This window comes from Xanthomonas sp. CFBP 7698, assembly GCF_003600855.1.
GTDB classification, from domain to species: Bacteria; Pseudomonadota; Gammaproteobacteria; order Xanthomonadales; family Xanthomonadaceae; genus Xanthomonas; species Xanthomonas cannabis.
In genome coordinates this window covers 452,795-468,486 of the sequence record NZ_PRDN01000001.1, presented here as the reverse complement: position 1 = coordinate 468,486, position 15,692 = coordinate 452,795, and the positions used below count along the sequence as shown (strand labels likewise).

Sequence of the window (15,692 nt, the reverse complement as noted above, 5' to 3'; positions counted from 1 at the left end):
CGTTGCGGCAGGATGGCGAACCGGCACCGTGACACCGGTAACCGGATGGGCTGCGTTCAGCCCCGGAGATCGCAAGCTCCATACACTTACGTATTGCCCGGCTGCGCCTTCCTGGTACTGATGCGACCTTCTCCGTTCTTCATGCTGCTGTGTGTCCTGGCCTGGCAGGCAACCTCGGTGCACGCGGCAGAGCCGGACCCCAAGAACCGGGTCGTGGTGATCGAGAACGTGAAGCTGGACTACGCGCAGGTGCTCAATGTGGAGCCGGTCTACCAGACCTTGCGCGCCACCCGCATCGAAGAACAGTGCGAGTCCGAGCAGGCGGCCCAGGTGGCGGCCACGCCGGCCGAGGACGAGGGGCGCATCAACCGCATGGTGGATTCGGTCAAGGAAATGTTCTCGCGGCGTCCCGAGCCGGCGGCGCCAGCGGCGGTGCCGCCGACCAGCACGCGCCGTAATTGCAAGGTGGTGGAAGTGCCGCGCGAGTTCCGGCGCCCGATCGCCTTCGACGTGGATTACGTCTACAAGGGCACCAAATACCGCTCGCGGTTACCGGAAGATCCGGGCAACCGGCTGCGCATCCGGGTCTCGGTGACCCCGTACATTCCCGATGCCATCGTCGCGCCGCCGCGATGAGACGCATAGCGGTTGCGCCGTGCCCGCATGCATGCGAGGATTCGCGCCCTATGCAAGCAAACCCCTTTCAGCACGACACCAGCGCCGCCCGGATGGCCTCCGGCATGACCTCGCGTGCCCGCCGACCGGAATCCCACATTTTCGCTGGGTAACCGGGGCGTTTTGCTGTCCGTCGTTGAGAACCCAGCCCGCAGGCTGGGTTTTTTCGTTTTGGCGTCACGAAAGTTTCAACCGCAAGAAACGCGCATGTCGCGCACCCCGTCGCTCCTGGCGGACCACGCAGCAGCAGCACGCAGCAAAGGATCGATCGATGTCACTGAAGCACTTCTTGAACACCCAGGACTGGAGCCGCGCCGACCTGGACGCGCTGTTGACCCAGGCCGCGCTGTTCAAACGCAACAAGCTGGGAAGCGAGCTGAAGGGCAAGTCGATCGCGCTGGTGTTCTTCAACCCGTCGATGCGCACCCGCACCAGTTTCGAGCTGGGTGCGTTCCAGTTGGGTGGGCATGCGGTGGTGCTGCAGCCGGGCAAGGATGCGTGGCCCATCGAGTTCAACCTGGGCACGGTGATGGACGGCGACACCGAGGAGCACATCGCCGAAGTGGCGCGCGTGCTGGGGCGCTATGTCGACCTGATCGGCGTGCGCGCGTTTCCGAAGTTCGTCGACTGGTCCAAGGACCGCGAGGACCAGGTGCTCAAGAGCTTTGCCAAGTATTCGCCGGTGCCGGTGATCAACATGGAGACCATCACCCACCCATGCCAGGAGCTGGCGCATGCGCTGGCGCTGCAGGAACACTTCGGTACGCAGGATCTGCGCGGCAAGAAGTACGTGCTGACCTGGACCTACCACCCCAAGCCGCTCAACACCGCGGTAGCCAATTCCGCGCTGACGATCGCCACCCGCATGGGCATGGACGTGACCCTGCTGTGCCCGACGCCGGACTACATCCTGGACCAGCGCTACATGGACTGGGCGGCGCAGAACGTGGCCGAAAGCGGCGGTTCATTGCAGGTGAGCCATGACATCGACAGCGCCTATGCCGGCGCCGATGTGGTGTATGCCAAGAGCTGGGGCGCGCTGCCGTTCTTCGGCAACTGGGAGCCGGAAAAGCCGATCCGCGACCAGTACCAGCACTTCATCGTCGACGAACGCAAGATGGCGCTGACCAACAACGGCGTGTTCTCGCATTGCCTGCCGCTGCGTCGCAACGTCAAGGCCACCGACGCGGTGATGGATTCGCCCAACTGCATCGCCATCGATGAAGCCGAAAATCGCCTGCATGTGCAGAAGGCGATCATGGCTGCCCTGGTGGGCCAGGGCAGCCGGGATTCGTGATTGGGGATTAGGGATTCGCAACGGCGAACTCCGCTCCCGACCTAACTTAGTCAACTTCTAAAGAGACCCCCATGTCGCAACAGACCGCTTCCACCAATCCCGAATCCCCAATCTCCAATCCCGGCAGCAAAGATATCGTCCTCGCTTTCTCCGGTGGTCTCGACACAAGCTTCTGCATTCCGTATCTGCAGGAACGCGGCTATGCGGTGCACACCGTGTTCGCCGACACCGGCGGGGTGGATGCCGAAGAGCGTGAGTTCATCGAGAAGCGTGCCGCCGAACTGGGCGCCGCCAGCCATGTCACCGTCGATGGCGGTCCGGCGATCTGGGAAGGCTTCGTCAAGCCGTTCGTGTGGGCGGGCGAGGGCTACCAGGGCCAGTATCCGTTGCTGGTATCGGACCGTTACCTGATCGTGGATGCCGCGCTCAAGCGCGCCGAAGAACTGGGCACGCGCATCATTGCGCATGGCTGCACCGGCATGGGCAACGATCAGGTGCGTTTCGACCTGGCGGTAAAGGCACTGGGCGATTACCAGATCGTCGCGCCGATCCGTGAAATCCAGAAGGAACACACGCAGACGCGTGCCTACGAGCAGAAGTACCTGGAAGCGCGCGGCTTCGGCGTGCGTGCCAAGCAGCAGGCCTACACCATCAACGAGAACCTGCTGGGCCTGACCATGTCCGGCGGCGAGATCGACCGTTGGGAAGCGCCGGGCGAAGGTGCACGTGGCTGGTGCGCGCCGCGCAGCGCGTGGCCGACCGAGGCACTGACGGTGACGCTGAAGTTCGTCGAGGGCGAGGCCGTCGAGCTCGATGGCAAGCCGCTGCCGGGTGCGAAGATCCTGGCCAAGCTCAACACCTTGTTCGCGCAATACGGCGTGGGCCGCGGCGTCTACACCGGCGACACCGTGATCGGCCTGAAGGGCCGCATCGTGTTCGAGGCACCGGGTCTGATTTCGCTGCTCACCGCGCACCGTGCGCTGGAGGATGCGGTGCTGACCAAGCAGCAGAACCGCTTCAAGCCGGACGTGGCGCGCAAGTGGGTGGAGCTGGTGTACGAAGGTTTCTACCACGACCCGCTCAAGACCGACATCGAGGCATTCCTGAAGTCCTCGCAGGCCAAGGTCAACGGCGAAGTCACGCTGGAAACCCGCGGTGGCCGCGTCGATGCGGTGGCGGTGCGTTCGCCGCACCTGCTCAACACCAAGGGCGCCACGTATGCGCAATCGGCCGACTGGGGTGTGGAAGAAGCCGAAGGCTTCATCAAGTTGTTCGGGATGAGCTCCACGTTGTATGCGCAGGTGAACCGCTGAGGCAATCGCTCCGCAGACGACGTTGCTTCTCCCGCATGCGGGAGAAGGTGGCGCATGGCGCCGGATGAGGGCGGCCTGCCGCATGCCCCCATCCGCCCTGTCGGGCACCTTCCCCCGCAGGCGGGGGAAGGGCTGGATGGGCGTTGGAACGATCGACCCACGCTGCCCGACGCACTCAAAAAAGACCAACCACACGCGACCCGACGCAATCAAGACGCGATCAATGACCACACTGCTCGACAACACACTGACGCACCTGCAACAGCTGGTGTCCTTCGACACCCGCAACCCGCCGCGTGCGATCACCACCGGTGGCATCTTCGAGTACCTGCGCGCGCAGTTGCCGGGGTTCGAGGTCGAGGTGATCGACCACGGCGATGGGGCCGTCAGCCTGTATGCGGTACGCGGCACGCCGAAGTACCTGTTCAACGTGCATCTGGACACCGTGCCGGATTCGCCGCACTGGAGTGCCGACCCGCACGTGATGCGGCGCACCGACGACCGCGTGATCGGGCTGGGTGTGTGCGATATCAAGGGCGCGGCAGCGGCGTTGGTGGCGGCGGCCAATGCCGGCAATGGCGACGCAGCGTTTCTGTTCTCGTCCGACGAAGAAGCCAACGACCCGCGCTGTATCGCGGCGTTTCTGGCGCGCGGCCTGCCGTATGAGGCGGTGCTGGTGGCCGAGCCCACCATGAGCGAAGCGGTGCTGGCACACCGCGGCATCAGCTCGGTGCTGATGCGGTTTGCCGGCCGCGCCGGGCATGCATCGGGCAAGCAGGACCCTTCTGCAAGCGCCTTGCACCAGGCGATGCGCTGGGGCGGCAAGGCGCTGGATCATGTCGAGTCGCTGGCGCATGCACGCTTCGGCGGATTGACCGGATTGCGCTTCAACATCGGCCGTGTCGATGGCGGCATCAAGGCCAACATGATTGCGCCGGCGGCCGAGCTGCGGTTCGGCTTCCGCCCGTTGCCATCGATGGACGTGGATGGCCTGCTGGCGACCTTCGCCGGGTTTGCCGATCCGGCAGCAGCGCATTTCGAAGAAACCTTTCGCGGCCCGAGCCTGCCCTCAGGCGACATCGCGCGTGCAGAAGAACGTCGCCTGGCCGCGCGCGACGTGGCCGATGCGCTGGACCTGCCGATCGGCAATGCGGTGGACTTCTGGACCGAGGCCTCGCTGTTTTCGGCAGGCGGCTACACCGCGCTGGTCTACGGCCCGGGCGATATCGCGCAGGCGCACACCGCCGATGAGTTCGTCACCCTGGAGCAACTGCAGCGTTACGCCGAGTCGGTGCACCGCATCATCAACGGTTCCCTGTAACCGCCTCCCGCGCCTGGCGCATCCCTTCCTCTTTCGAACACGGCAATGTCCCTCTCCGCACAGCCCCACAAACAGACCCGCCAGACCATCGTGCGCCTGCTTTCGAGCATGGCCAGCGCCAAGGAAATCAGCCAGTACCTCAAGCGTTTTTCGCAGCTGGATGCCAAGCGTTTTGCAGTGGTCAAGGTGGGCGGCGCAGTGCTGCGCGACGACCTGGACGCACTGACCTCGTCGCTGTCGTTCCTGCAGGAAGTAGGGCTGACGCCGATCGTGCTGCATGGTGCGGGCCCGCAGCTGGATGCCGAGCTGTCGGCGGCAGGCATCGAAAAACAGACCGTCAACGGCCTGCGGGTGACCTCGCCGGAAGCGCTGGCGATCGTGCGCAAGGTGTTCCAGGCGTCCAATCTCAAGCTGGTGGAGGCGCTGCAGCAGAACGGCGCGCGTGCGACGTCGATCACCGGTGGTGTGTTCGAGGCGCAGTATCTGGATCGCGACACGTATGGCCTGGTCGGCGAGGTCAAGGCGGTCAATCTGGCGCCGATCGAGGCCAGCCTGCAGGCTGGCTCCATCCCGGTGATCACCAGCCTGGGCGAAACGCCCAGCGGGCAGATCCTCAACGTCAACGCGGATTTCGCTGCCAACGAACTGGTGCAGGAGCTGCAGCCGTACAAGATCATCTTCCTCACCGGCACCGGCGGCCTGCTGGACGCCGATGGCAAGCTGATCGATTCGATCAACCTGTCCACCGAGTTCGATCATCTGATGCAGCAGCCGTGGATCAATGGCGGCATGCGGGTGAAGATCGAGCAGATCAAGGACTTGCTCGACCGCCTGCCGCTGGAATCGTCGGTGTCGATTACCCGGCCGGCGGACCTGGCCAAGGAGCTGTTCACGCACAAGGGCTCGGGCACGCTGGTGCGGCGTGGCGAGCGCGTGCTGCGCGCCAGCTCGTGGGACGAACTGGATCTGCCGCGGCTGACCTCGCTGATCGAATCAAGCTTTGGCCGCACCCTGGTGCCGGACTATTTCAACACGACCAAGCTGCTGCGTGCCTATGTGAGCGAAAACTATCGCGCTGCGGTGATCCTGACCGACGAAGGCCAGTTCGGTGCCGGCCGGCTGACCTATCTGGACAAGTTCGCCGTGCTCGACGATGCGCAAGGCGAGGGCCTGGGCCGCGCGGTGTGGAACGTGATGCGCGAAGAAACGCCGCAGCTGTTCTGGCGCTCGCGTCACAACAATCAGGTCAATATCTTCTATTACGCCGAATCCGACGGCTGCATCAAGCAGGAAAAGTGGAAGGTGTTCTGGTACGGGCTGGAAAATTTCGAGCAAATCCAGTACTGCGTGGCGCATTGCGCGACGCGTCAGCCGACCTTGCTGGGTTGAGTGCGATGACATCCGTTGCGTTGCCATCGTCGTGGAGTCAGCTGCCTGTCCTGCGTGGGCAGCACGCCACGCTTGAGCCCTTGCAGACAGCCCACGCCGACGGCATGCGTGTTGCGCTGGGCGACGGGTCGTTGTCGCAGCTGTGGTACACCGGCGTGCCGGCACCTGCCCAGGTGGACGCCTACATCGCGGCTGCCCTGGCGGCGCGCGCCGATGGCACGGCGCTGCCGTACGTGGTGCGCGATGCCGCCGGCGAGATCGTGGGCTGCACGCGCTACTACGCCCTGGATGCCAGCGTGCCACGGCTGTCGATCGGCTACACCTGGTACGCGCCACGCGTGCAGCGCAGCGGCGTCAACACCGAAGCCAAGCTGATGTTGCTGCAGCATGCGTTCGAGATGCTGGGCTGCCTGAGCGTGGCGTTCGAGACCAGCTGGTTCAATCACACCTCGCGCGCGGCGATCGCGCGGCTGGGCGCAAAGCAGGACGGTGTGCTGCGCAATCACACCCGCCACGCCGACGGCACGCCGCGCGATACCGTGGTGTTCTCCATTATCGATACGGAATGGGCCGGGGTGAAACGCCACCTGCAGTTCCGCCTGGAAGCAAACGCATGACTGCTCAAACAACGACAACGATCGGGATTGTCGGCGCCCGCGGGCACACCGGTTCGGAACTGATCAAGCTGGTGCAGGCGCACCCGCATCTGCAGCTGGTTTTTGTGTCCTCGCGTGAACTGGCCGGCCAGCGCGTGGCCGAGCATAACCAGGCGTATGAGGGCGAGTTGCATTACGAAAGCCTGGATGCCGATGCGGTGGCTGCCAAGGCCGCCGACGTGGTGATTCTGGCCTTGCCGAACGGCAAGGCCGAGCCTTTCGTCGCAGCGATCGACGCAGCCAGGCCGCAGACGTTGTTGATCGATCTGTCCGCCGATTATCGCTTCGATCCGGCCTGGTACTACGGGCTGCCGGAGCTGACGCGCGCCAGGTACACCGGGCAGAAGCGCATCAGCAACCCGGGCTGCTATGCCACCGCCATGCAACTGACCATCGCGCCGTTGCTCGATCAACTGGCCGGCCCGCCGCAGTGCTTCGGCGTGTCCGGCTATTCCGGTGCGGGCACCACGCCGTCGGACAAGAACAACCCCGCGTTGCTGGCGGACAACCTGATGCCGTATGCGCTGACCAACCATATGCACGAGCGCGAAGTGTCTGCGCAGCTCGGCGTGCCGGTGGAATTCATGCCGCATGTCGCGCCGCATTTCCGTGGCATCACCATGACCGTCAACCTGTGGTTGCAGCAGCCGCTGACGCGCGAGCAGATCCAGGCGCGCTATGCGCAGCGGTACGCCGACGAGCCACTGATCGAGATGGTCGAAGAGGCGCCGTGGGTGAGCCGCATCGCCGGCAAGCACGGTGTGCAGATCGGTGGTGTCACGTCGGCACCCGGCAACAAGCGCGTGGTGGTGGTGGCAACGCTGGACAACCTGCTCAAGGGCGCCGCTACCCAGGCCATGCAGAACCTCAACCTGGCGCTGGGCTGGGACGAGCTGATGGCAATTCCACTGTAATCGTCGGGACCGGGTCCCCGGTCCCGCAAAAGGACCCCCAATGACCAATCTGTTGTGGCAAAAACCCGGCGTGGCGGTGGACGCCAAGATCCAGAGCTTCCTGGCCGGCGACGACGTCATCCTGGACCGCGAGTTCTTCCTGCACGACATCGCTGCCAGCAAGGCGCATGCGCAGGGGCTGCAGCACATCGGCATCCTGTCGCTGCAGGAGCTGGGCGGTCTGAGCGAACAGCTCGATCTGCTGGCCGACGACTTCCGCAGCGGTGCGTTCGTGCTCGATGAACAGTATGAGGACTGCCATTCGGCCATCGAAGCGCGCCTGACCGAGCGTCTGGGCGATGCCGGCCGCAAGATCCACACCGGGCGCAGCCGCAACGATCAGATCCTGGTCGCCACGCGGCTGTGGTTGAAGGACAAGCTGCAGCGTGTGGCGACGCTTAGCGCGGAGATCGCCAAGGTGGCGCTGGACCGTGCCCAGGCCGAGGCCGATTTGCCGGTGCCCGGTTACACGCACATCCAGCGTGCGGTGGTGTCGTCGGCCGGCATGTGGTGGGCGGGCTGGGCGGAAGCCTTTATCGACAACGCAGTGCGCGCCACCGACACCTTGCAGCTGGTGGACAGCAATCCGCTCGGCACCGCCGCCGGCTATGGCGTGAACCTGCCGCTGGATCGTGCGCATACCACCGCCGAGCTGGGGTTTGCGCGGCTGCAGGTCTCGCCAATCTACGCCCAGCTCTCGCGCGGCAAATACGAGCTGGCGGCGCTCGAAGCGCTGGGCAGCGCCACGCTGGATCTGCGTCGAATCGCCTGGGATCTGTCGTTGTTCACCAGCGGCGAGTTCGCCTTCGTTGCATTGCCGGCGCAATACACCACCGGCAGTTCGATCATGCCGAACAAGCGCAACCCGGACGTGATCGAACTGATGCGTGCCACCCACGCCAGCGTGGCGGCCGCGCGCACCGAGATCGAACAGCTGCTGTCGCTGCCCTCGGGCTATCACCGCGATCTGCAGAGCAGCAAGGGCGCCATCGTGCATGGCTTCGGCCGCGGGCTCGCCGCGCTGGAGCTGCTGCCGGCGTTGCTGGCCAATCTGGAATGGCGGCCGGACAAGCTGCATGCGGCCATCGATTCGGGCATGTATGCCACCGATGTGGCGGTGGAAGCGGCCGTGGCCGGTGTGCCGTTCCGCGAGGCCTACAAGGCCGCAGCCGAATCGTCCGACACTGCAGGTCAGGGACGTACGCCGGAAGGCAGCCTGGCCGCACGCGTCTCGCCGGGCGCCGCTGCGGACCTGCAACTGGATGTGCTGCGTGCCCGTTGGGAGGCGCTGCGCTGATGGCCATGATCAGCACCGACAGCGCAGAGCATTACCCCTGGGGCGAGGCCTGCGACGGCTGGCACCTGTTGCGCGACCCCAACCTGAGCGTGCTTGAAGAGCACATGCCGCCGGGCGCTGCGGAGTTGCGCCACCGGCACAGCCGCGCGCGGCATTTTTTCTATGTGCTGTCCGGCGAGGTGATGCTGCAGCTGGACGGCGAGCGGCATGTACTGCGCGCCGGGCAAAGCCTGCACGTGCCCCCGGGTTCCACCCATCAGATGCACAATCTTGCGGATGTGGAGGCGCGGTTCCTGGTGATTTCCACGCCGTTCGGCCGCAACGAGCCCAAGCCCGCCGCCGAGAGCGAGGCAGGCTGATGTCCACACGTTATCTGGTGCTGGCGATGCGCAATCCGCAGTTTCCTGCCGATGTGGTGGCGCCGCATCGTGCATTTCTCGACGCGCTGCGCGCGGCCGGGCAGCTCGAACTGACCGGCGGCTTCAGCGACGGTAGCGGCGGTGCGTATGTGCTGGTCAACGTGCAGGACCTGGCGCAGGCGCAGCAGATCGTGGCGCGCGACCCGTTGGTGCTGCGCGGCGCATCGACGCTGACCGTGCACGAGTGGAACACGCACTGAGCCGCCGCCGACATGACCACGCCTGCAAGCCCTTCGCCTTTCATCGAGCAGCCCCTGCCGCCGTGGCGGCGTGCGGTGCTCAAGGTCGGCAGCAGCCTGCTCGCCGCCGATGGCGGGGGCTTGTCGCCGCGCTTTGCGCTGGGGCTGGCGCAGTTCGTGTCGGCCAATCTGATCGCCGGGCGTGAACTGGTGATCGTGTCGTCGGGCGCCGTGGCTGCCGGCCGCGCGATCCTGCCGAAGGCCGCCGAGATCGGCGCGCCGATCGCCGCGCGGCAGGCGCTGGCGGCATTGGGCCAGGCGCAGTTGATCGCACTGTGGCAGCGCTTTTTCGAGCGCCCGGTGGCGCAGGTGCTGCTCACCCACGACGACCTGCGTAACCGCCGCCGCTATCTCAACGCACGCGCCACCCTGGGCGAATTGCTGCGGCTGGGCGCGTTGCCGGTGATCAACGAAAACGACACCGTCTCGGTGGACGAGCTCAAGCTAGGCGACAACGACAACCTGGCCGCAATCGTGGCCGCGCTGGTCGATGCCGATGCCTTGTTCATTGCCACCGACATCGATGGCCTGTACAGCGCCGACCCACGCAGCAATCCGCTGGCGCGACCCCTGGACGATGTGCCCGAACTGACCCCGCAGGTGCTGGCCATGGCCGGCGGCAGCGGCAGCAGCGTGGGCACCGGCGGCATGCGCACCAAGCTGGAAGCTGCCGCAAAAGCCGGCGCGGCCGGCATCGAGACCTATCTGTTCAATGGCCGCAGTGGCGAGGTGGTGCGCGGCCTGGCGCAGGACCGCCTGCGCGGCACGCGTATCCACGCCGCGCGCACGCGCATCGCCGCGCGCAAGTACTGGCTGCGGCACGCGCCGGTGGAAGCGGGCGCGATCCTGATCGATGCCGGCGCTGCCACGGCGCTGAGCGAGAAGGGCGCCTCGCTGCTGCCGGGCGGCGTGGCCGGCGCGGAGGGCGATTTCCGGCGCGGCGACATGGTGGAGATCCGCCTGCGCGATCACGATGGCGAGCGTTGCCTGGCGCGCGGCGTCAGCCAGTATTCGGCGGTGGATATCCGCCGCATCGCACGCCGCCATTCGCGCGAGATCGACAGCGTGCTTGGGTATAGCTACGGCGAGAATGTGGTGCATCGCGATGATTTGGTGCTTTTGTAGCGGGGAATTGAGAATCGGGAATCGGGAATCGCAAGAGCGTTTCCAGCCAACTTTCCCGCTGCCGATTCTGCCGCAGTAAAGTGATGGCGCGTGCTTTTACCATTCCCGATTCCCCACTCCCGATTCCACAATGACCATCAAATCCCTCGCCCTGCAATGCCGTGATGCGGCGCAGGTGCTCTCGCAACTTTCCGCGCAGGCCAAGCAGGACCTGCTCGACGCGATGGCTGCCGCGCTGGAAGCCGATGCCGCATCGATCCTTGCCGCCAACGCGCGCGATCTTGAAGCCGCCCGCGCCAAGGGCACTGGTACGGCCATGCTCGACCGGCTGGCGCTGGACGACAAGCGCCTGGCCGGCATCGCAGCAGCCTTGCGCGAGGTCGCGCAATTGCCCGATCCGGTCGGCCAGGTCACCCGCGATGACACGCGCCCCAACGGCATCCGCGTGCAGAAGGTGCGCGTCCCGCTGGGGGTGATCGCGATGATCTACGAAGCACGCCCGAATGTGACTGCCGATGCGGCAGCGCTGTGCATCAAGGCCGGCAATGGCGTGATCCTGCGCGGTGGCTCCGAAGCGATCCACTCCAACACCGCCATCGCGCATGCCTTGCAGCGTGCCTTGCGCGCGGCCGATATCCCTGAAGCGGCATTGACGCTGGTGCAGGATCTGCGCCGCGAGACCATGCTGGAGTTGCTGCAGCTCAGCGACATCATCGACCTGGCGATCCCGCGCGGCGGCGAAGGCCTGATCCGTTTCGTTGCCGAACATGCGCGGGTGCCGGTGATCAAGCATTACAAGGGCGTGTGCCATCTGTTCGTGGATGCTTCGGCCAACGTGGAGCTTGCGGTGCGCCTGCTGATCGATGGCAAGGCAAGCCGCCCCTCGGCCTGCAACGCCCTGGAAACCCTGCTGGTGCACGCGGAGGTGGCAGAGCGCTTTCTGCCCGCCGCCGCCGCTGCATTGCGCGCGCGTCACGTCGAACTGCGTGGCGACGCGGCAACACGTGCGCTGCTGCCGGAGATCGCGCTGGCCACCGACGACGACTATGCCGCCGAATATCTCGAGCTGATCCTGGCCATTCGCGTGGTGCCGGACCTGGACACGGCGCTGGCCCATATCCGCCGGTACGGCTCGGACCATACCGAGGTGATCGCCACCCAGGACGCAGCCAACGCCGACAAGTTCGTGCAGTCGCTGCGCTCGGCGGTGGTGATGGTCAATGCCTCTTCGCGGTTTTCCGATGGCGGCGAACTCGGCCTGGGCGCGGAGATCGGCATCTCGACAACGCGGCTGCATTCGTATGGGCCGATGGGTTTGGAGGCACTCACCGTGGAGCGGTTCGTGGTGCGCGGCGAGGGGCAGGTGCGGCACTGACGCCCTCAGCGGCGACGTTGGCGTGGCGCGTGTCTGCGCCGGTTGGTATGTCCCTGGGCGCAGCGAGGGGGTTACGCGCTGCGGTTAGCCCCTCCGCGGAGGTGGCTGGCCGCACGTCCCGCGACACGGTGCCGCAGCGGAGCGGCAGAGAGCCACCTCAGATGCCGGCAGTGCGAGCGCTGCAACGTGCCGGCCTCGCATCGGCTGGCGTGCGCGCCGCATGTTCCGGGTCCGGAGCTCGTCACCACCTCGGGACAGGCGGGCAGTCGACGGTCGCGCAGCCCGGCCGTCAGTCAGTCAGTCAGCGCCACAGAGACTCGGGCTAGTGCACGCCGCAACCACGACCTTTGACACTCCCCCGGCAGCCCGGTGCCTGCCTACAGTCGACGATTGCCCCCCGCACACTCCGGAGTTGTCGATGCGCCGCCTTGCCGCCTGCCTGCTCGCCACCGCCATTGCCGCCAGCACCGGCAGCGTCTTCGCCCAGACCGCAGCAATGACGCCGGACATCACCGGCAAGCCGTTCGTGGCCAGTGATGCCGCCAACGACTACATCAAGCGCGAGGTGATGATCCCGATGCGCGACGGGGTCAAGCTGCATACGGTGATCGTGCTGCCCAAGGGCGCGCGCAACGCGCCGATGGTGCTCACGCGTACCCCGTACAACGCCAGCGGGCGCACCGAGCGCATGGCATCGCCGCATATGAAGGACCTGCTCGCGCAGGGCGATGACGTGTTCGTGGAAGGCGGCTACATCCGCGTGATCCAGGACGTGCGCGGCAAGTACGGCTCCGAAGGCGATTACGTGATGACCCGGCCGCTGCGCGGTGCGCTCAATCCCAGCGAGGTGGACCATGCCACCGATGCCTGGGACACCATCGACTGGCTGGTGAAAAACGTGAAGGAGTCCAACGGCAAGGTCGGCATGATCGGCTCGTCCTACGAAGGTTTCACCGTGGTGATGGCGCTGACCAACCCGCATCCGGCGCTCAAGGTGGCGGTGCCGGAAAGCCCGATGATCGACGGCTGGATGGGCGACGACTGGTTCAACTACGGCGCGTTCCGCCAGGTGAACTTCGATTACTTCACCGGCCAGCTCACCCAGCGCGGCAAGGGCACCGGCATCGCGCGGCAGGGGCACGACGACTACAGCAACTTCCTGCGTGCCGGCTCGGCCGGCGACTTCGCCAGGGCCGCCGGCCTCGAGCAGTTGCCGTGGTGGCACAAGCTCACCGAACACGCCGCCTACGATGCGTTCTGGCAGGAGCAGGCGCTGGACAAGGTGATGGCGCGCATGCCACTGAAGGTGCCCACGATGTGGCTGCAAGGCCTGTGGGATCAGGAAGACATGTGGGGCGCGGTTCATAGCTACGCGGCGATGGAGCCGCGTGACAAGGGCAATACGCTCAACTACCTGGTGATGGGCCCGTGGCGGCACAGCCAGGTGAACTACGATGGCGGTTCGCTGGGCGCGCTGAACTTCAACGGCGATACCGCGCGGCAGTTCCGCTCCGAGGTGCTGCGCCCGTTCTTCGACCAGTACCTGGTCGACGGCGCGCCCAAGGCCAGCACACCGCCGGTGTTCATCTACAACACCGGCGAGAACCACTGGGACCGCCTGCAAGCCTGGCCGCGCAGCTGCGCCAAGGGCTGCGCGGCGGCGAGCAGGCCGCTGTATCTGCAGGCCGGTGGCAAGTTGTCGTTCAAGGCGCCGGCAGCCGGGCAGCCCGGCTTCGAAGAGTACGTCTCCGACCCGGCCAAGCCGGTGCCGTTCGTGCCACGCCCGGTGGATTTTGGCGACCGCAGCATGTGGACCACCTGGCTGGTGCACGACCAGCGCTTTGTCGACGGCCGCCCGGACGTGCTGACCTTCGTCACCGAGCCGTTGACCGAGCCGCTGCAGATCGCCGGCGCACCGGAGGTGCATCTGCAGGCGTCCACCAGCGGCAGCGACAGCGACTGGGTGGTTAAGCTGATCGACGTGTATCCGGACGAGATGGCATCGGACCCGAAGATGGGCGGCTACGAGTTGCCGGTATCGCTGGCGATCTTCCGCGGCCGCTACCGCGAGAGCTTCAGCACGCCCAAGCCACTGGCGGCCAACCAGCCGCTGGCGTACCAGTTCGGTTTGCCGACTGCCAACCACACCTTCCAGCCGGGCCATCGGGTGATGGTGCAGGTGCAGTCCAGCCTGTTCCCGCTCTACGACCGCAACCCGCAGACCTACGTGCCCAATATCTTCTTCGCCAAGCCGGGCGAGTATCAGAAGGCCACGCAACGGGTGTATGTGAGCCCCGAGCAGCCCAGCTACATCAGTCTGCCGGTGCGTTGACCGCACGGGCGCCGCGCGCCGGCTGCGCCCAGCTGTCTTCCAGCAGTTGCGGGCGGCAGGCCACCCAGGCGGCGGCCAGCTGCACCAGGATGCAGATCACCAGGAACACGAACGGGGAGGTCCAGCCGCCGCGGTGGGCGTGCAGCCAGCCGAACAGAAACGGCCCCAGGCAGCTCATCGCATAGCCCATGCCTTGCGAGAACCCGGACAGTGCGGCCGAGCCGGCCGCGGTGCGGCTGCGCTGGTTGACCAGCACCAGCGCCAGCGGAAAGGTGCTTGGGCCCAGGCCGAGCAGGGTCACCCACAGGATCGGCGCGGCCAATGGCGCCCACCACAGCCCGGCGAACGCGACCAGATGGCAGGCCGCGCACGCCAGCACGATCGGGAAGGGGTTGCGCATGCGCACCGCCAGCGCCGGCATGGTCAGCGCACCCACCATGCCCAGCGCCGCGAACAACGCCACCATGGTGCCGCCGAAGGCAGGCGAGGCGCCGGCTTCGCGCAGCAGCGTGGGCAACCAGGTGAACATGGAATAGGTGACCAACGACGTCATGCCGAAGGTGACCGCCATGCTCCAGCCCAGCGCGGTGCGTGCGACCCGGCCCTCGGCCTCCGGGGTCGGGGTGACCGGCGCCGGGCCGGTGGCGCGCAGGCGACCCTGGCTGGCATGCACCAGCGCCCACGCCGCCAATGCCAGCAGGGCCGGCATCACCCACACCACCATCGAGCTGCGCCAACCCAGCGCATCGGCCACCGGCACCGCCAGCAACGCCGGCAGCAAGGTGCCCACCTGCAGCACGGTGATGTACAGCGTGCTGACGCGGCCCACGCGGTCGCCGAAATAGCGTTTCACCAACGGCGGCAGCACCACGTTGCCCATGCCCATGCCAGCCAGCGCCACCAGCGAGCCGAGCAGCAGCCCGGTGGTGCCCGGCAACAGCGGCCGCAAGACCATGCCAAGCGTTGCCAGCGCCATCGACAACACGGCGGTACGCAGCAAGCCGATGCGACGCAACACCGCCGGGGTCGCCACACCGGTCAACGCAAAGGCAGCGGTGGGCAACATGCCCAGCGCACCCATCGTCGGTGCACCGAAGGCGTATTCGTCGGCGATACGCTCCAGCAGCGGCGTCAGCGAGGTCACCGCAGTGCGCAGGTTGAAGGCCGACAACAAAATGGCAGCCAGCACCAGGCCGCGACCACGCAATTGGGCGGACGAGGAAGCGGCGGCGGTGACAACAGACATGACAGACCATCCGCACCATGCACATGCGTGCGACGGCGCCTGAAAACACAAAACC

Annotated in this window: 14 protein-coding genes; 13 read left to right on the top strand and 1 reads right to left on the bottom strand. The window is 66.2% G+C overall.

Annotated features, from left to right (window positions below; translation table 11 throughout):
* The first annotated feature begins 141 nt into the window (after positions 1–141).
* The 13 genes from XnspCFBP7698_RS02015 (at position 142) to XnspCFBP7698_RS01955 (ending at position 14,391) form a co-directional block, all read left to right on the top strand.
* Entirely contained in the window at positions 142–636 is a 495-nt protein-coding gene (locus XnspCFBP7698_RS02015) for a hypothetical protein (RefSeq protein WP_047694959.1), read from the top strand.
* A gap of 310 nt (positions 637–946) precedes the next feature.
* The gene (locus XnspCFBP7698_RS02010) at positions 947–1,972 is read left to right on the top strand and encodes an N-acetylornithine carbamoyltransferase (RefSeq protein ID WP_104579705.1); all 1,026 of its coding nucleotides are present in this window, start codon (positions 947–949) and stop codon (positions 1,970–1,972) included.
* A gap of 71 nt (positions 1,973–2,043) precedes the next feature.
* Positions 2,044–3,285 carry an argininosuccinate synthase gene (locus tag XnspCFBP7698_RS02005; RefSeq protein WP_039414240.1) on the top strand — a complete coding sequence of 414 codons (1,242 nt, stop codon included), beginning with the start codon at positions 2,044–2,046 and terminating at the stop codon, positions 3,283–3,285.
* Between the two features lie 223 nt (positions 3,286–3,508).
* The gene (locus tag XnspCFBP7698_RS02000; RefSeq protein ID WP_104579706.1) at positions 3,509–4,606 is read left to right on the top strand and encodes an acetylornithine deacetylase; all 1,098 of its coding nucleotides are present in this window, start codon (positions 3,509–3,511) and stop codon (positions 4,604–4,606) included.
* 45 nt (positions 4,607–4,651) lie between these two features.
* Positions 4,652–5,995 (top strand): acetylglutamate kinase, encoded by a 1,344-nt coding sequence (locus tag XnspCFBP7698_RS01995; RefSeq protein WP_104579707.1) that lies wholly within the window; start codon positions 4,652–4,654, stop codon positions 5,993–5,995.
* Between the two features lie 5 nt (positions 5,996–6,000).
* Positions 6,001–6,612, top strand: a complete 612-nt coding sequence (locus XnspCFBP7698_RS01990; RefSeq protein ID WP_104579708.1) for a GNAT family protein — start codon at positions 6,001–6,003, stop codon at positions 6,610–6,612.
* Positions 6,609–7,565 (top strand): N-acetyl-gamma-glutamyl-phosphate reductase, encoded by a 957-nt coding sequence (gene argC, locus XnspCFBP7698_RS01985; protein WP_104579709.1) that lies wholly within the window; start codon positions 6,609–6,611, stop codon positions 7,563–7,565. Before XnspCFBP7698_RS01990 ends, argC begins: the two co-directional genes overlap by 4 nt.
* A gap of 40 nt (positions 7,566–7,605) precedes the next feature.
* Positions 7,606–8,901 (top strand): argininosuccinate lyase, encoded by a 1,296-nt coding sequence (locus tag XnspCFBP7698_RS01980; RefSeq protein ID WP_047694966.1) that lies wholly within the window; start codon positions 7,606–7,608, stop codon positions 8,899–8,901.
* Positions 8,901–9,260: a cupin domain-containing protein gene (locus tag XnspCFBP7698_RS01975; RefSeq protein WP_199680013.1), complete on the top strand. Its 360-nt coding sequence runs from the start codon at positions 8,901–8,903 to the stop codon at positions 9,258–9,260. The genes XnspCFBP7698_RS01980 and XnspCFBP7698_RS01975 overlap by 1 nt, the downstream gene beginning before the upstream one ends.
* Positions 9,260–9,520 (top strand): YciI family protein, encoded by a 261-nt coding sequence (locus XnspCFBP7698_RS01970; protein ID WP_104579710.1) that lies wholly within the window; start codon positions 9,260–9,262, stop codon positions 9,518–9,520. Before XnspCFBP7698_RS01975 ends, XnspCFBP7698_RS01970 begins: the two co-directional genes overlap by 1 nt.
* 12 nt (positions 9,521–9,532) lie before the next feature.
* Entirely contained in the window at positions 9,533–10,684 is a 1,152-nt protein-coding gene (proB, locus tag XnspCFBP7698_RS01965) for a glutamate 5-kinase (protein ID WP_104579711.1), read from the top strand.
* Positions 10,685–10,814: 130 nt separating this feature from the next.
* Positions 10,815–12,059 carry a glutamate-5-semialdehyde dehydrogenase gene (locus XnspCFBP7698_RS01960; RefSeq protein ID WP_104579712.1) on the top strand — a complete coding sequence of 415 codons (1,245 nt, stop codon included), beginning with the start codon at positions 10,815–10,817 and terminating at the stop codon, positions 12,057–12,059.
* A gap of 418 nt (positions 12,060–12,477) precedes the next feature.
* On the top strand, positions 12,478–14,391 hold the full coding sequence (locus XnspCFBP7698_RS01955) for a CocE/NonD family hydrolase (RefSeq protein WP_104579713.1): 1,914 nt from the start codon (positions 12,478–12,480) through the stop codon (positions 14,389–14,391).
* Here the strand turns inward: XnspCFBP7698_RS01955 and XnspCFBP7698_RS01950 are convergent.
* Entirely contained in the window at positions 14,372–15,598 is a 1,227-nt protein-coding gene (locus tag XnspCFBP7698_RS01950) for an MFS transporter (RefSeq protein ID WP_199680087.1), read from the bottom strand. The genes XnspCFBP7698_RS01955 and XnspCFBP7698_RS01950 overlap by 20 nt on opposite strands.
* Positions 15,599–15,692: the final 94 nt, after the last annotated feature.

Coding starts and splice junctions, on each gene's coding strand:
- XnspCFBP7698_RS02000 (WP_104579706.1), top strand. CDS start 3,509: ATGACCACACTGCTCGACAACACACTGACGCACCTGCAACAGCTGGTG.
- proB (WP_104579711.1), top strand. CDS start 9,533: ATGACCACGCCTGCAAGCCCTTCGCCTTTCATCGAGCAGCCCCTGCCG.
- argC (WP_104579709.1), top strand. CDS start 6,609: ATGACTGCTCAAACAACGACAACGATCGGGATTGTCGGCGCCCGCGGG.
- XnspCFBP7698_RS01970 (WP_104579710.1), top strand. CDS start 9,260: ATGTCCACACGTTATCTGGTGCTGGCGATGCGCAATCCGCAGTTTCCT.
- XnspCFBP7698_RS01975 (WP_199680013.1), top strand. CDS start 8,901: ATGGCCATGATCAGCACCGACAGCGCAGAGCATTACCCCTGGGGCGAG.
- XnspCFBP7698_RS01990 (WP_104579708.1), top strand. CDS start 6,001: ATGACATCCGTTGCGTTGCCATCGTCGTGGAGTCAGCTGCCTGTCCTG.
- XnspCFBP7698_RS02015 (WP_047694959.1), top strand. CDS start 142: ATGCTGCTGTGTGTCCTGGCCTGGCAGGCAACCTCGGTGCACGCGGCA.
- XnspCFBP7698_RS02005 (WP_039414240.1), top strand. CDS start 2,044: ATGTCGCAACAGACCGCTTCCACCAATCCCGAATCCCCAATCTCCAAT.
- XnspCFBP7698_RS02010 (WP_104579705.1), top strand. CDS start 947: ATGTCACTGAAGCACTTCTTGAACACCCAGGACTGGAGCCGCGCCGAC.
- XnspCFBP7698_RS01955 (WP_104579713.1), top strand. CDS start 12,478: ATGCGCCGCCTTGCCGCCTGCCTGCTCGCCACCGCCATTGCCGCCAGC.
- XnspCFBP7698_RS01960 (WP_104579712.1), top strand. CDS start 10,815: ATGACCATCAAATCCCTCGCCCTGCAATGCCGTGATGCGGCGCAGGTG.
- XnspCFBP7698_RS01980 (WP_047694966.1), top strand. CDS start 7,606: ATGACCAATCTGTTGTGGCAAAAACCCGGCGTGGCGGTGGACGCCAAG.
- XnspCFBP7698_RS01995 (WP_104579707.1), top strand. CDS start 4,652: ATGTCCCTCTCCGCACAGCCCCACAAACAGACCCGCCAGACCATCGTG.